The sequence below is a fragment of the Variovorax sp. PAMC28562 genome, assembly GCF_014303735.1.
In the GTDB taxonomy this organism is placed as follows: Bacteria; Pseudomonadota; Gammaproteobacteria; order Burkholderiales; family Burkholderiaceae_C; genus Variovorax.
The window spans coordinates 3,475,312-3,492,256 of record NZ_CP060296.1; the positions used below are offsets into that span (position 1 = coordinate 3,475,312).

17 protein-coding genes and 1 pseudogene are annotated in these 16,945 nt (G+C 62.7%); 13 read left to right on the forward strand and 5 right to left on the reverse strand.

The annotated features are described in order from the left end of the window. Positions 1-2: 2 nt before the first annotated feature. The 4 genes and pseudogenes from H7F36_RS16330 to H7F36_RS16345 form a co-directional block, all read left to right on the forward strand. Positions 3-1,340 carry an MFS transporter gene (locus H7F36_RS16330; protein WP_410003034.1) on the forward strand — a complete coding sequence of 446 codons (1,338 nt, stop codon included), beginning with the start codon at positions 3-5 and terminating at the stop codon, positions 1,338-1,340. 129 nt (positions 1,341-1,469) lie between these two features. Beyond that, positions 1,470-2,408 carry a serine O-acetyltransferase EpsC gene (gene epsC / locus H7F36_RS16335; RefSeq protein ID WP_187051801.1) on the forward strand — a complete coding sequence of 313 codons (939 nt, stop codon included), beginning with the start codon at positions 1,470-1,472 and terminating at the stop codon, positions 2,406-2,408. Positions 2,409-2,462: 54 nt separating this feature from the next. Further along, complete coding sequence (locus H7F36_RS16340; protein ID WP_187051802.1) at positions 2,463-3,032, forward strand: DsbA family protein; 570 nt, start codon at positions 2,463-2,465, stop codon at positions 3,030-3,032. A 101-nt stretch (positions 3,033-3,133) separates the two neighbouring features. Next, positions 3,134-3,427: pseudogene (locus H7F36_RS16345) on the forward strand (NADPH-dependent FMN reductase); the annotation flags it as partial. A 42-nt stretch (positions 3,428-3,469) separates the two neighbouring features. Here the strand turns inward: H7F36_RS16345 and H7F36_RS16350 are convergent. Beyond that, positions 3,470-4,099, reverse strand: a complete 630-nt coding sequence (locus tag H7F36_RS16350) for an FMN-dependent NADH-azoreductase (RefSeq protein WP_187051803.1) — start codon at positions 4,097-4,099, stop codon at positions 3,470-3,472. Positions 4,100-4,246: 147 nt separating this feature from the next. Between H7F36_RS16350 and H7F36_RS16355 the strand changes: the two genes are divergently transcribed. The 8 genes from H7F36_RS16355 (at position 4,247) to H7F36_RS16390 (ending at position 10,948) form a co-directional block, all read left to right on the forward strand. Continuing rightward, entirely contained in the window at positions 4,247-5,167 is a 921-nt protein-coding gene (locus H7F36_RS16355) for a LysR family transcriptional regulator (RefSeq protein WP_187051804.1), read from the forward strand. Positions 5,168-5,309: 142 nt separating this feature from the next. After that, the gene (locus H7F36_RS16360; protein ID WP_187051805.1) at positions 5,310-5,951 is read left to right on the forward strand and encodes a peroxiredoxin; all 642 of its coding nucleotides are present in this window, start codon (positions 5,310-5,312) and stop codon (positions 5,949-5,951) included. A 20-nt stretch (positions 5,952-5,971) separates the two neighbouring features. Then, positions 5,972-6,517 carry an RBBP9/YdeN family alpha/beta hydrolase gene (locus H7F36_RS16365; protein WP_187051806.1) on the forward strand — a complete coding sequence of 182 codons (546 nt, stop codon included), beginning with the start codon at positions 5,972-5,974 and terminating at the stop codon, positions 6,515-6,517. After that, on the forward strand, positions 6,514-7,527 hold the full coding sequence (locus H7F36_RS16370) for a sulfate ABC transporter substrate-binding protein (protein ID WP_187051807.1): 1,014 nt from the start codon (positions 6,514-6,516) through the stop codon (positions 7,525-7,527). The genes H7F36_RS16365 and H7F36_RS16370 overlap by 4 nt, the downstream gene beginning before the upstream one ends. Next, positions 7,524-8,414 (forward strand): sulfate ABC transporter permease subunit CysT, encoded by an 891-nt coding sequence (gene cysT, locus H7F36_RS16375; RefSeq protein WP_187051808.1) that lies wholly within the window; start codon positions 7,524-7,526, stop codon positions 8,412-8,414. Before H7F36_RS16370 ends, cysT begins: the two co-directional genes overlap by 4 nt. Then, entirely contained in the window at positions 8,411-9,304 is an 894-nt protein-coding gene (gene cysW / locus H7F36_RS16380) for a sulfate ABC transporter permease subunit CysW (protein WP_187051809.1), read from the forward strand. Before cysT ends, cysW begins: the two co-directional genes overlap by 4 nt. Before the next feature lie 16 nt (positions 9,305-9,320). Continuing rightward, the gene (locus H7F36_RS16385) at positions 9,321-10,418 is read left to right on the forward strand and encodes a sulfate/molybdate ABC transporter ATP-binding protein (RefSeq protein WP_187051810.1); all 1,098 of its coding nucleotides are present in this window, start codon (positions 9,321-9,323) and stop codon (positions 10,416-10,418) included. After that, positions 10,415-10,948, forward strand: a complete 534-nt coding sequence (locus tag H7F36_RS16390) for a disulfide bond formation protein B (protein WP_187051811.1) — start codon at positions 10,415-10,417, stop codon at positions 10,946-10,948. The genes H7F36_RS16385 and H7F36_RS16390 overlap by 4 nt, the downstream gene beginning before the upstream one ends. Here the strand turns inward: H7F36_RS16390 and H7F36_RS16395 are convergent. The 4 genes from H7F36_RS16395 to H7F36_RS16410 all read right to left on the reverse strand — a co-directional run bounded on the left by H7F36_RS16395 (position 10,918) and on the right by H7F36_RS16410 (position 13,417). Further along, a complete protein-coding gene (locus H7F36_RS16395; protein WP_187051812.1) occupies positions 10,918-11,610 on the reverse strand; it encodes a mobilization protein in 693 nt (230 codons plus the stop codon). The two genes, H7F36_RS16390 and H7F36_RS16395, sit on opposite strands and share 31 nt — an antisense overlap. Before the next feature lie 70 nt (positions 11,611-11,680). Continuing rightward, complete coding sequence (locus tag H7F36_RS16400; protein ID WP_261802333.1) at positions 11,681-12,772, reverse strand: aldo/keto reductase; 1,092 nt, start codon at positions 12,770-12,772, stop codon at positions 11,681-11,683. Further along, the gene (locus tag H7F36_RS16405) at positions 12,769-13,200 is read right to left on the reverse strand and encodes an RbsD/FucU family protein (protein ID WP_187051573.1); all 432 of its coding nucleotides are present in this window, start codon (positions 13,198-13,200) and stop codon (positions 12,769-12,771) included. The genes H7F36_RS16400 and H7F36_RS16405 overlap by 4 nt, the downstream gene beginning before the upstream one ends. 7 nt (positions 13,201-13,207) lie before the next feature. Beyond that, on the reverse strand, positions 13,208-13,417 hold the full coding sequence (locus H7F36_RS16410) for a hypothetical protein (protein ID WP_187051813.1): 210 nt from the start codon (positions 13,415-13,417) through the stop codon (positions 13,208-13,210). Positions 13,418-13,869: 452 nt separating this feature from the next. Here H7F36_RS16410 and H7F36_RS16415 point away from each other — a divergent pair, with 452 nt between their 5' ends. Next, entirely contained in the window at positions 13,870-16,902 is a 3,033-nt protein-coding gene (locus H7F36_RS16415) for an EAL domain-containing protein (RefSeq protein ID WP_187051814.1), read from the forward strand. The last annotated feature ends 43 nt before the right edge of the window (positions 16,903-16,945 follow it).

Sequence of the window (16,945 nt, forward strand, 5' to 3'; positions counted from 1 at the left end):
CGATGTCCAGCGTCAGTCAGCAACATAACGATCTTTCGCCACAGGGCATGGAGGAAGACACCCGCCGTGTGACGGCCAACCATTCGGGCATCGCACCGAGCGAGATCGCGGTCGGGGTGATCATTGGTCGTGCTTCCGAGTACTTCGACTTCTTTGTATACGGTATTGCTTCGGTTTTGGTTTTCCCGGCGGTCTTCTTTCCTTTTGCCCAGCGCCTCGAAGGCACGCTGTACTCGTTCGTGGTCTTCTCGTTCGCCTTCATTGCGCGGCCGATCGGAACCATGGCGTTCATGGTCATCCAGAAGCGCTACGGAAGGGGCATCAAGCTGACGGCTGCTTTGTTCCTGCTCGGTTTTTCGACGGCGGGGATGGCCTTCCTGCCGGGCTTCGTGAGCCTCGGTTTTACTTCCATCGTGCTGTTGTCGATTCTGCGGTTTTGCCAAGGCATGGCGTTGGGCGGTTCGTGGGACGGCCTGTCGTCCCTGTTGGCCCTTAACGCGCCGCGCAGCCGTCGCGGTTGGTACGCCATGATTCCGCAGCTCGGTGCGCCCATCGGTTTCATCATCGCCAGCGGACTGTTCCTGTTTTTGTATGCCAACCTTTCGGCGATGGACTTTCTGGATTACGGCTGGCGCTACCCGTTCTATGTGGCGTTTGCGATCAACGTCGTGGCACTCTTTGCCCGGCTGCGGCTCGTGGTGACCAACGAGTACGAGCATCTGCTGAAAGAAAACAAATTGGAGCCGGTGCCGGTCGGTGCGTTGTTGAAGGCGCGCGGCCCCAATCTTTTCATCGGCGCCTTCGCCGCGCTGGCGAGCTACGCGCTCTTCCATTTGGTGACCGTGTTTCCGCTTTCTTGGATGACGTTGTACTCGACCCAAACCGTCGAAGACGTGCTTGAGATCCAGATGTACGGCGCGGTGATCTGCGTTGCGGCTGTCGTCGTTTCCGGTTGGATCGCGGACCGTTACGGGCGCAGAAACACGCTAGGTACGCTCGCCATCCTCATCGGCGCATTCAGTCTTTTCGCGCCCTGGCTGCTCGGTGGCGGTCCGATGTTGCAAGACCTCTTCATCCTGGTCGGCTTCGGGCTGCTCGGCTTGTCTTACGGCCAGGCGGCGGGCGCGGTCACGGCCAACTTCGAGGCGCAATACCGCTACACCGGCGCCGCGCTCACATCCGATCTCGCGTGGCTCATCGGCGCGGCTTTCGCGCCGCTGGTTGCGCTTGGCCTGTCGGCCCGTTTTGGACTGGTCGCCGTCAGCGTGTACCTGCTGTCCGGTGCGATTTGTACGTTGATCGCCCTGCGGGTAAATCGCGCGCTCGAAATCCGGGATTGACAGGGACCTGATCCCTATGGGTCTGCCGCTCATGGGCTCATTCGGCCCACGGCAGCGGGGGCCGGCCAATAGTGGGATGCTCTGCGCATTCAGAATCGACGTCCATCAAAACAGGTACGGGGGCAGCCTATGGCAGGGTTTCAGGTTGACGAGATCGTGAGCGGTCTGCATCAGGTGCGGCGCAATTGGCGTGAATCTCAAAAGCGATCGCAAGAGGGCGGTGAGCGCGAATTGCCGTCGCGCGACGTGATGGCCGAAGTGGTCGAGGCGCTGACGGGCGCGCTCTTTCCGATGCGGCTCGGCCCCACGGATCTTCGGCAGGAGAGCGAAGACTTTTACGTGGCCCACACGCTCGATGCCGCGCTGCATCAACTTCATGCACAGGCGACTCTCGAGTTGCGCCACACGCGGCGTCATTCAGCAGCCGAGTTGGCTGAATTGAGCGCCGATGCGCAAGAGCGGGTCCGCGCATTCGCGGCCGAGTTGCCCGGCATTCGCACGTTGCTCGACACCGACGTGATGGCAGCCTTTCATGGCGACCCGGCTGCGCGCAGCGTCGACGAGGTCCTGCTGTGCTATCCCGGCGTGCTGGCGATGATCCACTACCGCATGGCGCACCCGCTGTACAAGCTGGGCCTGACCTTGCTGGCACGCATCGTCGCCGAACGGGCGCATGCACAGACCGGGATCGACATTCACCCGGGCGCGCAGATCGGCGCCGGGTTTTTCATCGACCATGGGACGGGTGTCGTGATCGGCGAGACGGCCGTCATCGGCGAACGCGTGCGTCTTTATCAGGCGGTCACCTTGGGGGCCAAACGCTTTCCGACCGATGGCGCAGGGCATCTCAAGAAAGGCTTGCCACGGCATCCGGTGCTCGAGGACGAGGTCGTCATCTACGCCGGCGCGACCATCCTCGGGCGGGTGACGATCGGCAAGGGCGCGACCATCGGTGGCAACGTGTGGGTGACGCAAGACGTCCCACCGGGCTGCAGCTTGACGCAGGCGCAATCCCGAGAAGTTACGCGTGAACCGAACGTCGCGCCTCCCGGACTCGTCACGAGCTGAAACGAAATTTTCGGGGAGGTGCGGCGTCGCGGGGGGAGGTTCACAATAACTTCCATGAACGCACACACCGCATCCACCAAGGCCAATCCTTTGTTGGCGCCAGACAGCGCCACCGACCACATTCATGGTTCGAAATCGGCTCGCGTCACGCTGGTCGAGTACGGAGATTTCGAGTGCCCTTCGTGCGGTCAGGCGCATGCCGCGCTGAAGATCATGCTGGCGCATTTCGGGCCGAACCTGCGTTTCGTCTATCGTCATTTTCCGCAACGCGAGGTGCATTCCCATGCGGAGCTGGCGGCCGAAACGGCCGAAGCTGCCGGCGCACAGGGCAAGTTCTGGCAGATGCACGACCTGCTGTTCGCCCACCAGCAGCACCTCGATGAAAAGCACCTGCACCAGTACGCGAAAGAGCTGGAGCTCGACATACCCCGTTTCGAGAACGAGATGCGCGACCACGTCTACCTGCAGCGTGTGCAGGAGCAGGTGGCTGGTGCGGAGCGGCTGCACGTGCGCGCCACGCCGGCTTTTTATGTGAACGGCGTTTTTACCGATGTGTCGTTCGGGCTGGAGCATTTGCACCAGGCTATCGACGAGGCGCTTTCAACCGGTCGAGCAGCGGGTTGAGTTGCGTAGGCACAGCGTCAGGCTTGACCCGTTGCTGAATCTTTACCCGGCCGCTTTGGAATAGGCCGTCAAACCAAACGCCGGAGATTCCATGAGCCGGAAAGAACGCACTGGATCACGCATCGCGACCCTATGGTCAGAGTGCGTGGGCGGGTGAACCGGCGGCCGTGATCGGCATTGCCGGCGGCGCCATCGGGACCGCGCTGGCGCAGCAGCATCTGCGCAATGTGCTGGCCTATCTCGACGTGCCGACATTGGGCCAGCCAGAGGCGTTTATCCAGATGAAAGACGGCATGTTCGACGACAAGGGCCACATCGGCATCGAGTCGACCGAGAAGTTCCTGCAGACCTGGATGGACAAGTTCGCGGCTTGGGTCAAGACGCACAACGGTTGAAGCCACGCGCCGGCGAACCGAGCCGCAGGCGCGCCCGAACGTTCAGGCCGCCAGGGCTTCGCCTTGGACAGCTTCTTCGATCTGCTTTTGCGCTGTCGCGATGGCCGCGGCCTTCACCGCATCGCCCATCGCCAGCCCTTCGGCCCGAATGAACTTGACGTCGGTGATGCCGAAGAAACCGAAGATCGCCTTGAGGTACGACTCCTGGTGCTCCAGGGCTTGGCCGCCTTCGGTCGTCGAATACACGCCGCCGCGCGAGATCAGCACGAACACCTGCTTGCCGCCAGCAAGGCCGACTGGTCCTTTTTCGCCGTACTTGAAAGTGCGGCCGGGTTGGGCCAAGCGGTCGATCCACGCTTTGAGCTGGGTCGGCACAGTGAAGTTGTAGAGCGGCACGCCGATGACGATGACATCCGAGGCCAGAAACTGGCTCACCAGCTTTTCCGACACTGCGTTTTCGCGTGCCTGCGCTTCGGTTGGCTGCGCTTGCACGCCGATCTTGATGCCAAGCGCGTCGGCGTTGAAATGGTTGGGGGTGTCGACGGCCAGGTCGAGATACTCGACGGTGGTGTCGGGGTGGGACTTGCGGAATTCAGCGACCGTTTCGGCGCTGAGCTGGCGCGACACAGAGCCGGCAGCCAGGATGCTGGAGTCGATGTGCAGCAATTTCATGATCAATCCTCGATGTGCGACGGTGAATCGCGTTGTTGTTCGGTCTGCTGACACGGTTTGGTCGGCCTAGCAGAATTCTATTTTTGAGTCGATTGATTGATAAGTAGCCAAAATTGGCTTATATCGTTCTGATAACAGGACGATGAAATGCAAGATCTCAACGACATGGTGTTCTTTGCCGAGGTGGCGGAACGGGGCGGCTTTGCCGCAGCCAGCCGCGCGCTCGGTGTTCCCAAGTCGCGGCTTTCGCGCCGCGTAGCCGACCTCGAGACCCAACTCGGCGTGCAGCTGATGCAGCGCAGCACGCGCCGCCTGTCGCTTACGCCAGCAGGCGAGGTGTATCTGCGTCATTGCGCGGCAATGCGCGATGCCGCGCAGGCCGCCGCCGATGCTGTGGCACAGGTGCAGACCGAGCCGCGGGGCACGGTCCGAATCAGTTGCCCGGTAACGATGGCGCACAGCAGCGTCGGTCCGTTGTTGCCGGAGTTTTTGAAGCGCTACCCGGCGGTCCGTATCGATCTGCGCGTGCTCAACCGGCCCGTCGATCTGGTCGAGGAAGGTATTGATGTGGCCCTGCGCGTGCGAACGACCATCGAAGACAGCGCGACGCTGGTCGCCAAATCATTCGGGGTGAGCCGTGGCTTGCTGGTCGCCACGCCGAAGTTGTTGGCGCAGCAGGGTCCGGTGGTCGTGCCCGCAGATCTGGCCCGGCTCGATACCGTGGCGATGTCCGCGGGCGAGGGTCGGACGCACTGGCATCTCGAAGGACCGAAGGGCGCGGTGTACGACCACTCGCATTCGCCCCGCTATCTGGCTGACGACCTGGCCACGCTGCAGTTCGCGGTGCTCGATGGCGTCGGTGCATCCGTGTTGCCCGACTACATGTGCCGTGCCGATGTCGCGGCGGGCCGGCTCATCGAGGTGTTGCCCGGGTGGGGTCCGACGCCCGCGATCTCGCATGCGGTGTTTCCGGCGCGCCGGGCGCTGGTGCCGGCAATTCGAGCGCTGATCGACTTTTTGGCCGAAAACATCAATGGCGACGAACCTCATTCGCTTTTTCGGACGTGATCTCATGCGTCGAGGAGGGCCGGCGCATGTGCCCTTATGCGAAAACCACCATAACCAAACAAGGAGACAGTCGTTTGCCGATGAAGCAAAGCTCCGGACAATCGTCGGCTCACCCTGAACTCAGCTACCCCACGGAGCAACCATGGCAACTTTGCGACTCGGCGACACCGCCCCGAATTTCTCTCAAGACTCCAGCGAAGGCCCGATCGATTTCTATGAGTGGGCCGGCAATTCATGGGTCGTGCTGTTCTCGCATCCTGCGGACTTCACGCCGGTGTGCACGACCGAACTTGGCAAGACCGCGGCGCTCGCCACCGAATTCGCCAAGCGTGGCGTCAAGCCGATCGCCTTGAGTGTCGACCCTGTCGGCAAGCACAAGGAATGGATCGCCGACATCAACGAGACGCAGAACACGACCGTCAACTTTCCGATCCTGGCCGACGCCGATCGCAAGGTGTCCGACCTGTACGACATGATTCATCCGAACGCATCCGCCACGGCCACCGTGCGCAGCGTGTTCATCATCGATCCGAAGCATCTGTTGCGCACCACGTTTACCTATCCCGCCAGCACCGGGCGCAACTTCGACGAGATCCTGCGCGTCATCGATTCGCTGCAGCTCACCGATGGCTACAAGGTCGCGACGCCGGTGAACTGGAAAGACGGCGACGACGTCGTCATCATCCCGAGCATCCAGGACCCGGCTGAAATCGCAGAGCGCTTTCCGAAGGGCTTCAAGGCGGTCAAGCCTTACCTGCGGCTCACGCCTCAGCCGAACAAATAAACCGCGGCGCACCCTCACGCGTGAAGCAGCCTCGCATCGTCATTGTCCCGGGTTGGCGCGACTCCGGCGCAGGCCATTGGCAGACGCTGTGGCAAGAGCGCATGCCGGGCGCCCAGCGCGTCGTACAGGACGATTGGGCTTCGCCAACGCGCGCAGCCTGGGTCGGCGCTCTGACCAAGCTCGTGCTCCAGGGTGACGAGCCGGTGGTGATCGCAGCGCACAGCCTCGGTTGCATCGCGGTAGCGCACCTGCCGCCTGAAGCCGCCGCGAAGGTGCAGGGAGCGTTGCTGGCCGCGCCGGCTGACCCGGAACGCCGCGCCGTGCTGCATGACTTCGCACCGGTGCCGTATGCGGCCTTGCCATATCGCAGCATCGTGGTGGCGAGCAGCAACGATCCGTTTTGTCCGGTGCGGCTGGCTGGCGCGTATGCCCGCGCATGGGGTAGCGAATTCGTCCGGATGCAGAATGCGGGCCATATCAACAGCGACTCCGGGCACGGGCCCTGGGCGCTCGGCCTGGCACTCTTCCAGTCGTTGTATTCAGAAGAACTTTTGGCAATCTCATGACTTTTAGATTCAAGACCTTCGTCGCGGCTTTCGCGCTCGCTTCTTCGGTGCTGGCCGCACCGGCCTTTGCCCAGAGCACCACCTTGCTCAACGCTTCTTACGACGTGGCGCGCGAGTTCTACAAGGACTACAACGCGGCCTTCGTCGCGCACTACAAAAAGGTCACCGGCAAGGACGTGAAGATCGACCAGTCGCACGGCGGCTCGAGCGCACAGGCCCGCAGCGTGGCCGATGGCCTCGACGCCGATGTGGTCACGATGAACACCAGCACCGACATCGACTTTCTGGCCGGTGTCGGCGTGGTCGCCAAAGACTGGCCGAAGAAGTTTCCGGACAACGCCTCGCCGACCACGTCGACCATGCTGATCCTGGTGCGCAACGGCAATCCGAAAGGCATCAAGGACTGGGACGACCTGATCAAGCCGGGCGTACAGGTGGTCATCGTCAACCCCAAGACCGGCGGCAACGGGCGCTACGCCTACCTTGCAGCCTGGGGCTACGTGAAGAAGAAGGGCGGCACCGACGCGCAAGCGGCCGAGTTCGTCGGCAAGCTGTTCAAGAACACGCCGGTGCTGGCCCGCGGTGGCCGCGATGCGACCACCGCTTTCCTGCAGCGCAACATCGGCGATGCGTTGATCACCTTCGAGTCCGAAGTGGTCTCTATCGACCGCGAGTTCGGCGCCGGCAAGGTCGACTCCGTGTACCCCTCGATCAGCATCGTGGCCGAGAACCCGGTCGCTATCGTGGAGCGCACGACTGCCAAGAAGGGCACCGGCGAACTTGCCAAGGCCTACCTCGACTGGCTGTACTCCGACGAGGCGCAGGAGATCGCTGCCAAGCATGCGCTGCGGCCGCGCTCGCAGGCTGTGCTGAAGAAGTACGCCGACACCTTCAAGCCGTTGCAACTGTTCACGGTGCAGGAACTCTTCGGCAGCCTCGGCGACGCACAGAAAGTGCACTTCAACGACGGCGGCCAGTTCGACAAGCTCTACACGCCCGGCAGCAAGTGACAGCCGTGTCTCCAGCGTTGCCATCTGCGGCAACGCCTCTCGCGCCAGCGACGGCCCGGGGCACTTCCAGAAAGGTGCTGCCGGGCTTTAATTTAACGCTCGGCTACACGGTGATGTATCTCAGCATCATCGTGCTGATCCCGCTGTCGGCATTGGTCTTCAAGACCTTCACGCTCACCTGGGACCAGTTCTGGGTGGCGGTCACTGCGCCGCGCGTCATGGCGTCTTATCGCCTGACTTTCGGTGCGTCGCTGATCGCCGCGCTGGTCAATCTGGTCTTCGGTCTGCTCGTGGCGTGGGTGCTGGTGCGCTACAAGTTTCCGGGCAAGCGAATCGTCGATGCGCTGGTCGACTTGCCCTTCGCACTGCCTACCGCGGTGGCCGGTATTTCGCTGACCGCCTTGCTGGCGGGCAACGGATGGGTCGGTCAGTTCCTCGAACCGCACGGCATCAAGCTGGCCTTCACGCCCGCGGGCATCGTGATCGCGCTGATCTTCATCGGCTTGCCTTTCGTTGTGCGCACCGTGCAACCGGTGCTCGAAGACACCGAGAAAGAACTTGAAGAAGCCGCGTCATCGTTGGGTGCAACGCGCCTGCAAACCTTCATGCGGGTCATCCTGCCGGCCATCATGCCGGCGCTGCTCACCGGCTTTGCGATGGCGTTCGCCCGCGCCATCGGCGAGTACGGTTCGGTCATCTTCATCGCCGGCAACATGCCGATGATCTCGGAGATCACCCCGCTCATCATCATCGGCAAGCTGGAGCAATACGACTACGCGGGGGCAACCGCGGTCGCGTTGGTAATGCTGGTGCTGTCGTTCTTGTTGTTGCTGGTCATCAATGGCTTGCAGACGTGGCAGCGCAGGCGCGCGGGAGCGCCGTTGTGAGTGCGCCGGCCAAGGTGATTCGCAGGGCGCAGGCCGGTACAACCGAGTCGCCATGGGTCAAGTGGACATTGATTGCCATTGCGCTGGCGTTCATGTTTCTCTTCCTGGTGCTGCCACTCGCCGCCGTCGCGACCGAGGCGTTGCGCAAAGGCTTCGGCGCGTATCTCGAAGCGTTGAAAGAGCCCGACGCGTGGAGCGCGATCGAGCTCACGCTCATCGTGGCGGCCATCACGGTGCCGCTGAATCTCGTCTTCGGGGTGGCCGCAGCCTGGGCCATCGCCAAGTTCGAGTTCCGCGGCAAGTCGTTGCTGACGACGCTGGTCGACCTGCCGTTTGCGGTGTCGCCGGTCGTTGCGGGACTGATCTACGTGCTGGTGTTCGGCGCGCAGGGCTGGTTCGGGCCGTGGCTCCAGGCACACGACATCAAAATCATCTTCGCGGTACCCGGCATCGTGCTGGCGACAGTGTTCGTGACCTTCCCGTTCATCGCGCGCGAACTCGTGCCGCTGATGCAGGCTCAAGGGACCGACGAAGAGCAGGCCGCCATCGTGCTCGGCGCGACCGGCTGGCAGACCTTCTGGCGCGTGACGCTGCCCAACATCAAGTGGGGCTTGCTGTACGGCGTGATCCTTTGCAATGCGCGTGCGATGGGCGAATTCGGCGCGGTGTCGGTGGTGTCGGGCCACATCCGCGGGCAGACCAATACGATGCCGCTGCATGTCGAGGTGCTCTACAACGAGTACCAGTCGGTGGCGGCTTTCGCCGTCGCGTCGCTGCTGGCCATCCTCGCACTGGTCACGTTGGTCATTAAGACGGTGATCGAATGGCGGCACGAGCGCGAGATGAAGGCCATAGCCGAATTGCCGCCCGAGCGGCCCGCAGCCGGCTGACAAAAAAGAGAAACGTATGAGTATTGAAATCCGCGACATCAGCAAGCGATTCGGTGAATTCCAGGCGCTGCGCAACGTCAACCTCGACGTCGAATCGGGGGAACTGGTCGCGCTGCTCGGCCCGTCGGGCTGCGGCAAGACCACGTTGCTGCGCATCATCGCGGGCCTGGAAACGGCCGACGCCGGCAGCATCCTCTTTTCAGGTGAAGACACCACCGATGTGCATGTGCGTGAGCGCCAGGTCGGCTTCGTGTTCCAGCATTACGCGCTGTTCCGGCACATGACCGTCTTCGAGAACGTGGCCTTCGGATTGCGCGTCAAGCCGCGCAGCACGCGTCCGGCCGAAGCCAAGATCAAGGAGAAGGTGATCGACCTTCTCAAGCTCGTGCAGCTCGACTGGCTGGCCGACCGCTATCCGTCGCAGTTGTCGGGTGGCCAACGCCAGCGCATCGCGCTGGCCCGTGCGCTCGCGGTCGAACCCAAGGTGCTGCTGCTCGACGAACCCTTCGGCGCGCTCGACGCCAAGGTGCGCAAGGAGTTGCGCCGCTGGCTGCGCCGCCTGCACGACGAGCTGCACGTGACCAGCATTTTCGTGACGCACGATCAGGAAGAAGCGCTCGAAGTGGCCGATCGCGTGGTGGTCATCAACAAGGGGCAGATCGAGCAGGTCGGCTCGCCGCAGGACGTTTGGGACAAGCCCGCCAGCCCGTTCGTCTACGGCTTTCTCGGTGACGTCAATCTGTTCCATGGCCGCGCCGACCACGGCGAAGTTCAGCTCGACGGCATGCGCTTCGATGCGCCCGAACACAGCGGCGCGCGCGATGCCAAGGCGCTGGCGTATGTCCGGCCGCATGACCTGAGCGTCGCGCGCTACACGCCGGGTGCCGCTGGAATCGTCGCGACGCTGACGCGAGCCATCGTCGTCGGACCGACCGCGCGGCTGGAACTTGAACCCGTCGGATCGAATCCAGACAATCCGGGCTCCGGAACCATCATCGAAGCGCAACTTCCTGCGCAACAGTTCAGGGACTTGGGTTTGCACGAGGGCGACACGGTCGTCGCCACGCCGCGCAAGGCCAAGGTGTTCGTTGAAGAAGACTGGGTTTCCCCTTGATCGATTGGTACTTCGGCGCACCGCGCCGCGCCTATGCGCTGATTTGCCTGGCCTGCGTTGCGATGTTGGCCTTCGGCCTGTACCTGCAGCACGTGGTCGGCCTCGAGCCGTGCCCGATGTGCATCGTGCAGCGATACGCGCTGGTGCTGGTGGCGTTGTTCTCGGCGCTGGCGGCCGCGACGACCAAGAAGGGCGTGCAGGTCGCCGGCGGCCTGTTGATGCTGATGTCTGCGCTGGCCGGTGGCTACACCGCGGCGCAACAGAGCTGGTTGCAGTGGTACCCGCCCGAAGTGGTTTCTTGCGGCCGCGACTTCTACGGAATGATCGAGACCTTTCCGCTGAAGCGCGCACTGCCGATGATCTTTCGCGGCGGTGGCGATTGCTCGCAGATCGACTGGACCTTTCTGAAGCTGTCGATCGCCAACTGGTCGTTCGTCGCGTTCGTGGGCTTCACGGTGCTTGCCCTGATATTGCTGGCCCGCCGCGGCGGGCCGCGTGCTTACAGCGGCAGGGTGTCGAAGGCGGCGTAAGCCGTCGCAAGCCACGCCTTCACGCGCTGGCGTTCCAGCAGGCCCAGCGCGTGCGGGCCTTCGCGGTCGTTGACCGCTTTCCAGAAGCTGCTGTTCTGCGCGTCGATCTTGCGCATGCTCGCGTCGTGCAGGCGCGGCATCGCGATGACCAAGGCGCTGTGCTGCCTGGCCTTCGACAGCGACTGCGATGCCAGCAACATGCCGAAGTCGCTGCCGCGGCCGTAGTTCTGCACCACGATGTAATTGGGGCGGTCACCGAAGGTGTCGATGAGCGTGCCGAGCAGGTCGGTCGAGTCCTTGCCGTCGTCCAGCACGTGCCAGAAATTGACGGTGACCCCAATATCCTTGAAGACATCGAACAGCGCGGACTCCTTGATCCAGCGTGACAGCGGTGCCAGCGTCTGCGCCGCCAGGTCGACGATCACGTTTTGCTTCGGGTTGTGCTCGAAGCCGTTGACCACCGTGTCGAGGCCTTCAAAGCTGTCGACCACGACGGGCGACGCAAAGCCTTCGTAGAAGCGGGTGAATGAGCTGTGGGAGCGGTCGGTGTCGAAGCCGACGAAGGGGCGACTGTGGTCGATGAAGTACTGCGCGAGCACCCGTGCCGTGACCGACTTGCCGACGCCGCCTTTTTCGCCGCCGATGAAATTGATTGAGCTCATTGAGGTGCCAGTAGTTGTGGGGTGGTAAAGACAGCAGTGCATTTTAGGTGCCGTGCCTGCTGCCGACTGGTCATGCAGGTCCCTTGGGCGTCGGTACGGCGGCTGGCAGTAAGCCTTCAGTGCGGAGGTCCCGCCATAACTGCGGCGGTATAGGCGCTGCAAGCGAGGCGATGTTGCGTCGCACTTCGTTCGGCGTCACGGCGCCGAGCACCAGCGTGGTGACGGCCGGATGTCCGAGCGCGAATTGCAACGCCGCGTCGGCCAACCGCACGGAGTGCAGCGCGCACACGGCGTCGATCGCAGCCACGCGTGCCATCACTGCGGCCGGCGCTGGCTGGTAGTCATAGCGCGCGCCTGCAACCGCACCGGTGGCCAGAATGCCGGAGTTGAAAACGCCGCCAAGCATGACGGCGATGTTTTTTTGCAGCGCCAGTGGCAGGAACGAGCCCAATGCAGGTTGCTCCAGCAACGAGTAGCGTCCGGCCAGCAGCATCGTGTCGAAGTCGCCGGCATGGGCGAAGCGCTCGCACATTTCGCTTTCGTTGAGGCCAACGCCGATGGCGCGCACCACGCCTTCATCACGCAATCGGCTGAGCGCGCGGTAGGCCCCTTTCATGGCTTCCGAAAAGCGGGCTTCGATCGCGTCGGGGCCGTGCGTCCAGACATCAACGTCGTGAATCAACACGATGTCCAGACGGTCGAGCCCGGTGCGCAGCAGCGACTGCTCGATCGAGCGCAGGGTACCGTCGTACGAATAGTCGAGCACTGCCCGATGCGGCAATGCGCCGACGAAACCTGGGCTCGCGACCTCGGCATGACCGACGTCGGGGGCCAGTGCGGCTGCGCGTCCGGTCGGCATCGGATCGAACCAGCGTCCGACCTTGGTCGACACAACGATGCTGTCGCGCGACCGGTGCTGCAGTACCTGCCGAAGCGCTTCACCGGCGCGCAGCTCGGCCAGTCCGTTGCCGTAGTGCGGCGCCATGTCGAGCAGATTGATGCCGCCGTCGAAAGCCGCGACCACAGCCGCGACGCTGGTGGCTTCGTCGAGATGGCTGAACAGGTTGCCGAGCGGTGCTGCGCCGAAGCCCAGCACCGTCACGTCGAGGCCGGTGCGGCCGAGCGGGCGGCGTGGCAACACGACCGGCAACGGCGCACTCACAGGACTCCCTTGCGCAGCAGGAAATTGCCGTACGGCATGGTTTCTCCGGTGAGGACCACGACACAGGCGCCGCGGGCCTGCGCGTAGTAGGCGAAGCGCTCGAGGCCCGCCACGTGCGGCACCGGATCCAGTCGGGCGAACACCGTGTCGGCGGCTTCGCGCTGGATGTCCGCAAGCACTTCTGGATGACCGACCTGTTCCATCCGGTGCACCGGGCTGCCGTCGAAAGTGTCGAGCGGCAACACCGAGAGAATGGCGCGCAGCACGGCGATCGTCCCACAACCCGGCAGATGAATTAACGGCTTGTCGGCAGCCACCGAATAGGCGGGAAAGTTGGCGTCGCAAATGGCGATGAAGTCACCGTGCCCCATGGCGGCCAGTTCCCGCAGCAGCGCTGGTGTGAGGAGTGGATCGATGTTCTTAAGCATGCGGGCCTCAGAGTGATTTGCGTGTCAGGCCCAAGCGTGACAACGGAGTTCGCTGGAGAAAAACGGCAACGATGATGATCAGGATGATGCCCTTCTGCGAGAGTTGCGTGTTGCTGTCGATGTCGTTGATCAGCAGGAACAGCACACCGACCAGGGCCGACAGCAGGCCGAGTTGGCATAGGTCGCTAGGCAGGGCTGGACGGCGTCGTTGGATCACAGTGGCGACGACGTCAAGCTAGTCCCGCAACACTTCATCGGTGTGGCGTGGCACAGGCGAGTAAGTTGGCGGATGGACCAGACCAAGGGCATAGCGCTGCGCGGTGCGAGTGCCTTTGCCATGCGGTGAACGGTGATCGAAGATAGCGGTGCCAACGCAGCAGTAACAGCACAGCCCGGAAAACCGAACCACGAATTCAGTTCTTTCGCCGCCCACGCCAAGCGGTACAAAGCCAAATCCTCGCTTCCTACGGATCTGCTCATCAGGTTCCCATCGCAACTTGGGGATGCCTTAAGTTTTCAAATGCGGCCGTCACAAGGAAATCCTTACGCATCAGCGCGGAGCTTTCGTGAAATTCATCACCTGTATTGGGCTGTCCCCGATGGTGTTCGCAAGTGATTCACACCATGCTCGCCGCAGTGACAATACCTTACAAATAAAGCGACCTCGCGATGCTGTTGACCTCTGACCCGGGCCGAAACGGCGATGGTGCAACGCCGCCCAACTCAGGCATCTTTTGCGTACTCAGCGCGATCAACGAGGCCGCGCTGCGCGCGACCGCCGTTGAGGGCCTTCATGAGCGCGTGTGCAGCGCCGGGCTGGAAAGCGACAAGTTCCAAGTGGTGGCCGTGTGCTCGCCCGGAATGGTCATTGGGCGGATTGAAATCATCACCATTGCGGGTGCGTCAGCGACGGACGTCGATGAGGGCATCTTCACCGCCAGCAACCCATCCTCGCCAACTGATCAGGGCTTGATGGGTCTTGCCTACAACAGCGGCGTGGCAGTCGCCAGCAATAACTTTCGCGCAGATCGGCGTAACGTGGTCTGGGAACGTCCGTTCAAAGAGATAGTGCTCGCCTCGGTCGCTGCCGTACCACTGCGCAGTGAGGGCCGCGTGATCGGGGTGCTGGTACTTTGCTGTACTCGGCCGGACCAGTTTGACGCGCAGACACTTGGGCTGATCAACCGTATGGCGCAAAACGTCAGTTACGGAGTGGAAAGACTTGAGCGAGATGCCCGCCGTCAACAGGCCGAGAGCCTGCTGCGAGACAGCGAGCAGCGCGTCCGAAGCGTACTCGAGGGCATGGAGGATGGCTACTATGAGGTGGACCTTCACGGTCGATACCGCTATGTCAACGAGGCCTTCAGTCGACTGCTCGGCTACAGCACGGAAGAACTGGACGGCCTCGATAACCGGGCTCACCAAACGCCCCAGATGGCCCGCGAAGTCGCTGCCACATTCAAGGAGGTTTATCGCACCGGCGAGCATCGGAAGGCGCAGCCTTGGGAATACGTTCACAAGAACGGCAAGGTCGTGCGGGTCGAAGGCTCGGTCAACCTGTTGCGCGAGCCCTGCGGCCAGTGCATCGGATTCTTCGGCATGCTGCGCGACATCACTGCGCGTTCCCGTACCGAGCTGGCGCTGCGTGCCAGCGAAGAAAAGTACCGCACCATCGTTCAGTCAATGCGTGATTCGTACTTCGAGGTCGATGTGCGCGGCCGGATCGTGCTCACCAATCCGGCCTTCAGTGCAATGTTGGGCCGCCCGCTGGAGGACCTGATCGGTCGCAGCTACCGCGAGCTTCAGACGGAGCTTGCCGCCGATCAGCTGTTCGAGGTGTTCCACTCGGTTTTCGTTACGCGCCGCGCGGTACCCAGTTTCGACTGGGAGATGCTGCATCAAGACGGCCGGGCCGTGTTGGGAGAAGGCTTGGTGCAGCCGGTCTTCGACGAGCGCGATCGGGTGTCGGGATTTCGCGGCACGTTGCGTGACGTCACCGAGCGCCGGCGCAACGAGCAGGCGCTGCTTCGCAGCGAGCAACGCTTCCGGGCGCTGGCCCATCTCTCGAACGACTGGTTCTGGGAACTCGACACCGACCTTCGCTACCGCACCCTGGCCGGGCGCGGCGGCGTGGTGCCGGCCGCACGCGACAAGTTCGTCGGCCAGTTAGTCTGGGAAACGCCGCTCACGATCGAGGCCCCCGGCACCTGGGAAATGGTGCGCGCCCAAATGGAAGCACGTGAGGCGTTCCGCGAGGTCGTCATGTGGCGTACGCTTGAAGACGGCCGCCCATATTTCCTGTGTGTGAGCGGCGAACCTGTATTCAGCAACGGCGCCTTCGAAGGCTACCGCGGCATCTCGCGTGAGATCACAAAGGAGAAGCTTGCCGAGAACCGCGTTCGCTTCTTGGCCAGCCACGATGCGCTCACCGGGCTTCCGAACCGCCTGATGTTCAGCCAGCTGCTGGCCGACGCGATCCGCAACGCACAGCGCGACGGCGCCAGCTTCGCCGTGCTGTTTATCGACCTCGACCACTTCAAGTTCGTCAATGACACGCTCGGCCACGATGCCGGCGATAAATTGTTGCAGCAGATTTCCAGCCGCTTCTGCGATGCGCTAGGTCCGGCGCCCGCGCTGGCGCGGCTGGGCGGTGACGAGTTCGTGGTGCTGCTGCAAGACGGCCAGGGGCGGGCCGGTGTCGCTGCGGTGGCCGCTCGGCTGTTGACGGCCGCCCTGCAGCCGCTCGTCCTGCAGGGGCAAGAATGCCGCGTGAGCGCCAGTATCGGCGCGGCGCGGTACCCCGTGCACGGTGAGGACGAGCGGACGTTGATGAAAAACGCAGACGCCGCGATGTACTGCGCCAAGGACGCCGGCAAGAACAACCTGAAATTTTATTCAGAGGACATCCGCGCACGGTCAGTCGAGCGCTTAGCCATCGAGAGCGGCCTGCGCGGTGCGCTCGAGCGCGATGAATTCAGCCTTCACTACCAGCCTCAGATCGACCTCGCGACCGATGCCATCGTTGGCGTGGAGGCGCTGCTACGCTGGGTCAATCCGGATTTGGGGTCGGTGTCTCCCTTGCGCTTCATCGCGATCGCAGAGGAGACCGGGCTGATTGTGCCCATCGGCAAGTGGGTGTTGCGCGAGGCCTGCCGGCAGAGCACGGCCTGGCGGCATGCCGGCTTGCCCTCGGTATGCATGGCAGTCAACCTGTCGGCACGGCAGCTCCAGGACGAGCTGTTCCTGTCTGATCTGGCCGGGGTAATTTGTGAGACAGGCTTGCTGCCGCACCTGCTCGAGTTGGAGATAACCGAAGGCATGGTAGTTCAGAACCCCGAGAGGGCCGCACAGCTTCTGTATGCGATCAAGGAAATGGGAGTACGCCTGGCCATCGACGATTTCGGCACTGGTTATTCCTCGCTCGCTCAGCTCAAGGCTTTTCCCATCGATACGCTCAAAATCGACCGCTCGTTTATTCGCGAAATCCTCACGAGCCCGGAAGACAAAGCGATCACTCAAGCCATCATCGCAATGGGCAAGAACCTGTCACTCACCGTGGTGGCGGAGGGCGTGGAGACCTTTGAGCAGGAGCAGTTCTTGCGCGAACATAAATGCGACCGCACGCAGGGTTACTTTTTCAGCCCGCCTGTGTGTGCTGACGCCTTCGCGAGCCTTCTGGAGCGGCACAGAGGGCGGGAGTGAATCGCCCCGGGGCGATTCAGTCTGTGGCATTGGTGGTTTTGTT